Origin of the sequence: Streptomyces humi, from assembly GCF_001005085.2 — a bacterium.
Classification (GTDB): domain Bacteria; phylum Actinomycetota; class Actinomycetes; order Streptomycetales; family Streptomycetaceae; genus Streptomyces; species Streptomyces humi.
This window is the reverse complement of sequence record NZ_LBMU02000090.1, coordinates 49,410-57,962: the sequence shown is the minus strand read 5'-3', so window position 1 is coordinate 57,962 and position 8,553 is coordinate 49,410. Positions and strand designations below refer to the sequence as shown.

The 8,553-nt window shown below is 72.3% G+C and carries 8 protein-coding genes; 3 read left to right on the top strand and 5 right to left on the bottom strand.

The window, feature by feature from the left end; all coding sequences use genetic code 11:
• Positions 1-38 precede the first annotated feature (38 nt).
• Positions 39-1,460, bottom strand: a complete 1,422-nt coding sequence (locus AAW13_RS36030) for a lipase maturation factor family protein (protein ID WP_046727876.1) — start codon at positions 1,458-1,460, stop codon at positions 39-41.
• A 141-nt stretch (positions 1,461-1,601) separates the two neighbouring features.
• Here AAW13_RS36030 and AAW13_RS36025 point away from each other — a divergent pair, with 141 nt between their 5' ends.
• Both AAW13_RS36025 and AAW13_RS36020 read left to right on the top strand, forming a co-directional pair.
• Positions 1,602-3,701, top strand: coding sequence for a SpoIIE family protein phosphatase (locus AAW13_RS36025; protein ID WP_046727875.1), 2,100 nt, complete (start codon positions 1,602-1,604; stop codon positions 3,699-3,701).
• Between the two features lie 31 nt (positions 3,702-3,732).
• Complete coding sequence (locus tag AAW13_RS36020) at positions 3,733-4,596, top strand: Fpg/Nei family DNA glycosylase (protein WP_046727874.1); 864 nt, start codon at positions 3,733-3,735, stop codon at positions 4,594-4,596.
• A 7-nt stretch (positions 4,597-4,603) separates the two neighbouring features.
• Here the strand turns inward: AAW13_RS36020 and AAW13_RS36015 are convergent, their stop codons facing one another.
• From AAW13_RS36015 to AAW13_RS36005, 3 genes are all read right to left on the bottom strand, one after another.
• Positions 4,604-5,260, bottom strand: a complete 657-nt coding sequence (locus AAW13_RS36015) for a zf-HC2 domain-containing protein (RefSeq protein WP_046727873.1) — start codon at positions 5,258-5,260, stop codon at positions 4,604-4,606.
• A gap of 148 nt (positions 5,261-5,408) precedes the next feature.
• Complete coding sequence (locus AAW13_RS36010; RefSeq protein ID WP_046727872.1) at positions 5,409-5,924, bottom strand: hypothetical protein; 516 nt, start codon at positions 5,922-5,924, stop codon at positions 5,409-5,411.
• A gap of 144 nt (positions 5,925-6,068) precedes the next feature.
• Entirely contained in the window at positions 6,069-6,641 is a 573-nt protein-coding gene (locus AAW13_RS36005; RefSeq protein WP_046727871.1) for a sigma-70 family RNA polymerase sigma factor, read from the bottom strand.
• A gap of 221 nt (positions 6,642-6,862) precedes the next feature.
• Here AAW13_RS36005 and AAW13_RS36000 point away from each other — a divergent pair, with 221 nt between their 5' ends.
• Complete coding sequence (locus tag AAW13_RS36000; RefSeq protein WP_046727907.1) at positions 6,863-8,014, top strand: CapA family protein; 1,152 nt, start codon at positions 6,863-6,865, stop codon at positions 8,012-8,014.
• Between the two features lie 6 nt (positions 8,015-8,020).
• Here the strand turns inward: AAW13_RS36000 and AAW13_RS35995 are convergent, their stop codons facing one another.
• A complete protein-coding gene (locus AAW13_RS35995) occupies positions 8,021-8,539 on the bottom strand; it encodes a MarR family winged helix-turn-helix transcriptional regulator (RefSeq protein ID WP_079179103.1) in 519 nt (172 codons plus the stop codon).
• Positions 8,540-8,553: the final 14 nt, after the last annotated feature.

The following is an 8,553-nucleotide window of genomic DNA, read 5'->3' as shown; positions in this document are numbered from 1 at the left end:
CTGAACCGCCCCGCGGGCCCGGCCGCCGGCCCGCCCGGCTACGGTCGGCGTGTCCTCGTGGCCAGTCGGGTCGGTGGCAGGAAATCTCGTACGTATGTCCGCTTCCAGCACGCGCCCGTCTCGCGCAGCTCCCGCCAGGTCGTGTAGCGGTAGCGGAAGAGGCGGGCGCGGACGAAGCGCGGGGGCTCGCCGGGCTGGAACGGGGAGCGGCGCAGCAGCCGCAGGGTGTCGCGGTCCTCCTCCAGGAGGCGCTCCACCAGGCCGCCGAACCAGTCGTCGGCGTAGGCGGGGGAGAGCGCGGCGAACCACATCAGCCAGTCGAGGCGCAGGTGGTAGGGGGCGAACTGGCGCGGCCAGTGCCGGGGATCGCCCGGCTTGCCCTTGAACTCGTACTCCCGCCAGTCGGAGTCCTCGCGCGGCGTGCCGTCCAGGGTGCCCTCGACCACCACCTCGTACCGGATCCGGCTGACGCTGCCGAACGCGCCGTAGGTGTTGACCAGGTGGAGCGGGTCGAAGGACCGGTTCATCACCTGGCGGCGGGAGATCATGTTCACCACGGGGCGGTAGCTCAGGAAGAGGATCAGCGCGGTCACGGCGAGGACGACGGCCTCGTACCACAGCGGGGCCGGCGGCGCGGCCGTACGGTCCGTGGGCAGCTCCAGTGCCGACAGGGCCACCACGACGGTGATCCAGTTGAGCCAGGAGAAGTTGCCGGACGCCACCAGCCACAGCTGGGTGAGGATCATCAGGGACGCGGCGGCCGTCGCGATCGGCTGCGGGGTGAACAGCAGCACGGGCACGACCAGTTGGGTGAGGTGGTTCGCGGCCACCTCCGCCTTGTGGACCGGTCCCGGGAGGTGGTGGAAGAACCAGCTCAGCGGACCCGGCATGGGCTGGGTCTCGTGGTGGTAGTGCAGGCAGGTCAGCTTGCGCCAGCAGGCGTCCCCGCGCATCTTGATCAGGCCCGCGCCGAACTCCACCCGGAACAGGATCCAGCGCAGCAGCAGGAGCACCACGAACGGCGGGGCCACCTCGTCGTTGCCGAGGAAGACCGCCAGGAAGCCGACCTCGAGCAGCAGGGACTCCCAGCCGAACGCGTACCACGTCTGGCCGACGTTCACGATCGACAGGTACAGCGCCCAGGGCACCAGCCACAGCAGCATCCCCGCCCAGAGCGGCAGTTCGGAGTCCGCGCCGGCCGCCAGCGCCACCGACACGGCGCAGCCCGCCCAGGCGCAGCCCGCGAAGAACCCGTCCGAGTAGCGCAGGTGGAAGAGGCTCGGTGCCCGCCGGAAGGGGACCCGTGCCACGAACCTCGGGATCGGCAGCATCCCGCGCTCCCCGAGCAGGGCCCGGAACTGGAGCGCCGCCGTCAGGAACGCGAAGAGGTAGACACCGGCCAGCGCCCGCTGGAAGACCAGCCGGCTCAACCAGTACCCGGGTGCGGTGAACCAGTCCACGGCCGTGCGCTCCTGCCTGGGTCCGGTGGGAAGGGGCCTGTCACCCTGTGTACCTCGCCTCCCCGGTCGCGTAACCCGGGTGAGTGATGTGGACAATGGGGATGAATTGCCCGGTCGTGCTGCGCCTGGCAAGGTGGCCCCATGGCTGATCGGGGAGCGAGCGCTCCGTCACTCCCGGACGACTGGCCCGCACACCCGGACCACCCGATCCTGGCACTCAACCGCCTGGGCACCTTCGACTGGGACCTGGACGCCGGTCTGTTCCACATGGACGCGCAGGCGTACGAGGTCTTCGACCTGCTCCCCGAGGAGTACGACGGGCGCCCCGAGAGCCTGGCCGTCCGGGTGCCCCTGTCGGAGGGCAGCCGGCTGGACGCGGTGGTGGCCCAGGCCATCAAGGACGGCAGCGAGAACTACGGGGCGTACTTCCGCATCCGCCGCCGCGACGGCACCCCGCGCTGGACCCACACCCAGGGCTACATCCGGCGGGACGCCACGGGCCGCCCGCGCCGGGTCGTGGGCATCGTCCGGGACGCCACCCGGGAACTGGAGGACAGCGAGGCGCGCAGCCTGCGGGCCGCCCAGGACGAGGCGCTGCGGCAGCAGACCAACGTGGTCCAGGTGATCACCGTCGCGCTCGCGCACGCCCGGAGCGTCCAGGACGTCATCGACGCCCTCAAGGACGCCCAGGGGATCCCCAACCTCGGGGCGGCCAGTCTGGTGATGGGCCTGCTGGAGGCGGGCCGGATCCGGCTGGTCGCGGAGGGGCCGGCGGGCAGCTTCGTACCCGGTACCCGGATCACCCGGGTGGAGGAGCCCTACCCGATGGGCGAGGTGGTGCGCACGCTCAGCCCCCGCTTCATCGAGTCGCCCGAGGACTTCGCCGAGAGCTACCCCGTACTGTGGCCGCACATCACCGGCCTGCGCATCACGTCGGCCGCCTACCTGCCGCTGATCGCGCAGGCCCGTCCGATCGGCGCCATGGGCCTGCTCTACGACGACCGGCTGGGCTTCTCCGACGAGGAACGCGCCGTCCTGGTCGCCCTCGGCAGCAGCATCGCGCAGAGCCTCCAGCGGGCCATGCTCTACGAGCAGGAGAAGGACCTCGCGCAGGGCCTCCAGCAGGCGATGCTGCCGCGCACCATCCCCAGCGTGCGCGGCGCCGACGTCGCCGTCCGCTACCGCTCGGCGAGCGCCGCCGGCACCCTGGGCCGGGACATCGGCGGCGACTGGTACGACCTGATCCCGCTGCCCGGCGGCCGGGTCGGCGCGGTCATCGGCGACGTCCAGGGCCACGACACGCACGCTGCGGCCGTCATGGGCCAGCTGCGCATCGTGCTGCGCGCCTACGCCGCCGAGGGCCACCCCCCGGCCACCGTGATGGCCCGCGCCTCCGTCTTCCTCGACGAACTGGACACCGACCGCTTCGCCACCTGCCTGTACGCCGAGGCCGACCTGTCCACCGGTGTCGTCCAGGTGGTCCGCGCCGGGCACATCGACCCACTGGTCCGCGGCGCCGACGGCGGGTGCCGCCGGGTGCCCGTGGAGGGCGGGCTGCCGCTCGGCCTGTCCGCGGAGTTCGAGAGCCTGGAGTACCCGGTGTCCACGCTGGAGCTGGATCCGGGCGAGACGCTGCTGCTGTGCACCGACGGACTGGTGGAACAGCCCGGCACCGACCTCGGTGACGGGATGCGGGCCCTGACCGCGCAGGTCGCCGCGGGACCGGAGGACGTACGGGACCTCGCCGACCGGCTGATCGAACTCGCCGAGGAGCGCGGCGGCGACGACGACGTGGCCCTGCTCCTGCTGCGCCGCCGCGGCCAGGACAGCACACGGGCCGTCGGCCGCCTCCAGCAGCACGTGGCCTCCGGCGACCCCGAGGCGCTGCGCCTGGCCCGGCACATGATCCGCGCCGCCGTCCGCGCCTGGGGCGCGGGGGACCGCGCCGACGAGATCGAGCTGGTCGCCGACGAGCTGATCACCAACGCGCTCATGCACACCGAGGGATCGGCGATCGTCACCCTCCGGGTCCTCGGCGGCAGTGAGCGCCGGCTGCGCGTCGAGGTCGAGGACTCCTCCAGCGCCCTGCCGCGCCGCCGCGAGGCGGGCGAGAACGGGGTGTCCGGGCGGGGGCTGCTGCTGGTCGACCTGATGACCGACGCGTGGGGCGTGGAGGCGCGCGGCGGCGGCAAGGCCGTGTGGTGCGAGTTCCGGATGCCGGAGAAGCCCGCCGGGAGCTGACCCCCGGCGCCCCGGGTGGCACTCTGGACGCATGCCCGAACTGCCCGAGGTGGAAGCGCTCAGGGAATTCCTGACCGAGCACCTGGTCGGCCACGAGGTCATCCGCGTGCTGCCGGTCGCCGTCAGCGTGCTGAAGACGTACGACCCTCCGGCCACCGCCTTCGAGGGCAGCGAGGTCGTCGCGGTGCGCCGGCACGGCAAGTTCCTCGACATCGAGGGCGACGGCGGCCTGCGCCTCGTCATCCATCTGGCCCGTGCGGGCTGGCTCCAGTGGAAGGACCGGCTGCCGGACGGTCTGCCCCGGCCCGGGAAGGGCCCGCTGGCGCTGCGGGCGGCCCTGGAGACCGGTGCGGGCTTCGACCTCACCGAGGCCGGCACCCAGAAGAAGCTGGCCGTGTACGTCGTCCGCGAACCGCTGGAGGTCCCCGGCATCGCCCGGCTCGGACCCGACCCGCTCGCCGCCGACTTCGACGAGGCCCGGCTCGCCGCGCTGCTCAAGGGCGAACGGCGGCAGCTCAAGGGCGCCCTGCGCGACCAGAGCCTGATCGCCGGGGTGGGCAACGCCTACAGCGACGAGATCCTGCACGCGGCGAGGATGTCCCCGTTCAAACTGGCCGCGTCCCTGACGCCCGAGGAGACGCACGGCCTGTACGAGGCGCTGCGCGGCACCCTCACCGAGGCGGTGGAGCGCTCCCACGGCCTGGCGGCGGGCCGGCTCAAGGCGGAGAAGAAGAGCGGGCTGCGCGTCCACGGCCGGACCGGCGAAGCCTGCCCGGTGTGCGGTGACACCGTCCGCGAGGTCTCCTTCAGCGACTCCTCGCTCCAGTACTGCCCGACCTGCCAGACCGGCGGCAAGCCGCTCGCGGACCGCCGGATGTCCCGGCTGCTCAGGTGAGGGGCGGTCATTTGGGATCGACGGTCACGAGGCGCTGTCCGTCCGCGCTGCGCACCTCGTAGTGGTCGATCTCGTCGGGATGCATCGAGGAGCCGCCCGACATGGTGCTCGTCCGGTCGTCGTGGTCCCGTTCGGCCCAGGTGGTGACGATCTGCTCGGACCCGTCGGTGCCGACGGCGATCAGCCGGCAGGAACGCGGTCCGGCCGCGTCCTTCACCTTCAGCTCGACCACGGTGCCGGAGTCCGTGTCCGCCTCCTTCACCTGCGCCCACACGCCCGACTGGGCGTCGGTGGTCGCGGCGACCTGCACGGTGGGCACGGTCTCGTGACCGGCGTACGCCATGATGCCGGGGCCCGCGACCGCGAACACCACGGACGCGGCGAGGCCGTACAGCAGCCTGCGGCGCTTGGCGCGGTGCCGGGTGGCGACCTCGGCGAGCAGCCTGTCCAGCAGCCGGGGACCCGGCTGGGCCATGGGGTGCACGAAGCGCGGCGTGGCCCTGCGGTACAGCATCAGCTGCCGTGCCGCGGGGCCGAACTCTGTCACGTGTGCCGCGCAGCGAGGGCACTCCATGAGGTGGTCCTCGAAGCGGAAGGCCTCCGCCTCGTCCAGCACGCCGAGCGCGTACGCGCCGACGTCGCGATGCCTTTCCAGGGACCTCATGCCGAATCCTCGTGCCGAAGGGTGGGGGTGGTGTTACTCGTTGCTCCTTGCTCCCACCCGTACGCAGTCGGCAGAGGATTCACTCAAGGCACGTACAGAATCGTAATCAACGGATTCGGAGCGGCCCCGCCCGCGGATTGGTCCTGAATCAAAAAAGATGGATGGCGAGGTGTCCGAGGGGCAGACCGAGCCGCCAGGCGGCCGTCCACACCTTCGGTCCGTCGTCCTCGCCGAAGACCGAACCACCGCCCGGCACCGCGTCCAGGTCGGGCGCGAGCAGCTCGGTCTCCTCCAGCCAGCGCCACGCGGCGACGGCCAGGTCCAGGTCGGGCGAGGGGCCGCCCGACTCGGCCGTCTCGGCCGCCAGCCCGGCCATACGTTCCCTTACCCAGTCCTGCCACGGCTGGTCGTACGCCGTGAGCGAAAGCCAGGTCTCCAACTGGGACACGACCCGGATGCCCGACAGTTCGCCGTCCGTGTCGGAGAGGAAGATGGTCAGCGCCAGCGCGTCACGGCCGGCCCGGAACTCGAAGGACGTCGGTGGCATGAGATCGCCGGTGCGCAGCAGCTCGTCGGCGATGTACTCGGCGTACAACCAGGCCATCGGGACCGCCAGTTCCCCGCTCCCGGCCCCGCCCGTGCTCTCTTGACCTCTGTGCAGCATCCCGTCCTGCCTTCCTCCGGTGCGCGCGTGGCCCCGACCCCGGGTCCGTCCCTCTCCCGGTGCGGAACACGGATGAAGACAGCTGATTGCTCGAACACGGTCCTCAGCAAGGCGCTTTACCGAGGTTTGACCTGGCTCACGGTTTCATCCCAGGTCGGGTGCATAACCGGGAAGGACCCGGCGCAGGGCACGCAGCGCGTAGTACGCCCGCGATTTCACGGTACCGGGAGGAATCCCGAGCGTCCGCGCGGCCTCCGCAACACTCGCCCCTTGGAAATACACCAGCACCAGGACGTCACGGTGTTCCGGGGTGAGAGTCTTCACAGCCTCCCGGACGTCCAGGGCCGCGGCGGCGCGTTCGGCGTGGTCGCCGACGGCCCGGGTGTTCTCCAGGACCGCGTCGTGCACCTCGGGCGGGCGGGCCTGCCGGGCCCGGCGCGCGTCGATGGCGAGCCGCCGGCCCACGGTCAGCAGCCATGGCAGCACGGAGTCGAACTCGTCGGCGCGCAGCGCCTCGGGGTGCTGCCAGGCGCGGACGAGGGTCTCCTGCACGAGGTCCTCGGCGCGCTGCCGGTCCCCGTCGCTGAGCCGCAGCAGCAGCGCGAAGAGGGGTCGGCCGTGCTCGCGCTGGAGTGCGGCGAGCTCGTGCTCGGCGGTCGTCGTCCCGTCGCGAAGCCCGTCGGGAAGCCCGTGGGGAAGGGTGGTTCCGGCCGTCATGGCCGTATGGCATCGCAGGGCCGGGCGCCGGGACAGGGGGCGCACAGGGATCTGCGGCGGACGGTCGATCGCGTCGGCGAACGGTGCGACGAACGGTCCGTCCTGCCCCGTACCCGACCCGGATGGGTCAATCGGGGCGCCTGAGTTGTTTGGGTTCCCGCCCACCTTCGTACCCATTGATCTGTAAATAGGACGAGCCTTGCGACTCTGGGGTGCTCCTGATGATCAATCGCAGACGCCAGGCGGCCCTGGCCCTGACCGCCCTCCTCGCCACCGCGGCCGCCTGCACGAACCACGAACGGCAGGAGCGTGCGGCGCCGTCCGGCCGGCCGGCCCCCACCGCGGCCGCCGCCGGGGCCTTCACGCTCGTCGCCTCGGGTGACGTCATGCCGCAGAAGTCCGCCGTCGACCACGCGAACTTCGACGCGGGCGGCAGCGGCTACGACTTCCGTCCGATGTTCTCCGGTGTCGAACCCGTCGTCTCCCGGGCCGATCTGGCGCTCTGTCACCTGGCGACGGTCACCGGGGCCGACGGCGCTCCCGGCGGCCTCACCTCCCCGGCGCAGCTCCTCCAGGGCCTCGCCGCCGCCGGGTACGACGGCTGCTCCACCGCCTCCGACCGGGCACTCGACGACGGCGCCGCCGGCATCCGGCGCACCCTCGACGCCATGGACCGGGCGGGCCTGCGGCACGCCGGCACCGCCCGCACCGAGACCGAGGCCGGCACCCTCACCCTGCTGAGGGCGGGCGGCGCCCGGGTCGCCCAGCTCTCCTACACCTACGACGTCAACGGCAACGAGCTGCCGCCCGGGCAGCCCTGGGCCGTCGGCCTCCTCGACGAGAACCGCATCCTCGCCGACGCCCGCGCCGCCCGGCGGGCCGGCGCCGACGTGGTCGTGGTCTCCGTGCACTGGGGCACCGAGGGCCAGGACGCCCCCGACGAACAGCAGCTCACCCTCGCCAGACGGCTCACCGCGTCGGAGACCGGCGGCCGCCCCGACATCGACCTGATCCTCGGCACCCACGCCCACATCCCGCAGGCCTACGAGAAGGTCAACGGCACCTGGGTCGCCTACAGCCTCGGCGACCAGCTCGCCGGCGAGCTCAACGACAGCCAGGGCCGGCCGGACCCGCGCGGCAACGAGTCCACCATCGCCCGCTTCACCTTCGCCCCTCCCACCCGGCCGGGCGGCCGCTGGGAGGTGACCCGGGCGGAGTTCGTCCCCCAGCTGTACGACCTCGACGCCGGCCGGGTCGTCGACCTCGACGCGGCCATCGGCAAGGGCGCCGACTACACCGCCGCCCGGGACGCCATCCGGGACGTCGTGCTCAGCCGCGGAGCCGCCAAGGACGGGCTGACCATGGGGGAGTAGCCGAGGTCACTCGACGTCCACGTGGTCGAACGTCTTCAGCAGCTCCCGCAGCACCCGTACGCACGCCGTGAGGTCGGCGTCGGTCAGATCGCCCCCGACCTGCCGGTTCAGGGCGTGTTCACGGGCGAGGACCGCGGTGATGGTCGTCCGGCCCTCCTCCGTGAGCCGGATCAGCGAGGAGCGCTGGTGCGCCGGGTTGGGCGTGGCCTCGGCCCAGCCGCGCGCCACCGCGTCGTTCACCGTGCGCTGCACGAACTGCCGGCTCAGCGCCATGATCTTGCCCATCTGGGGCACCGTCATGGGCTCGTACCGGCGCAGCAGGTCCAGCACCGAGCGCACGCCGACGGAGGCTCCTTCGATCAGCTCGCCCTGCTCGATCTTGCGGAAGGCGCGCCGGTACAGCGGGCCGATCAGGTCGAACACCTCGGTGACGCGCTCGCCCAGCTCGTCGGGGTCGAGGGGTTCGCCGGGGGTCGGGGGCTCGTCGATGTCGTTCACCCGGCCATCATGCACCCCGCCCAACATGACAACCCAGTTGT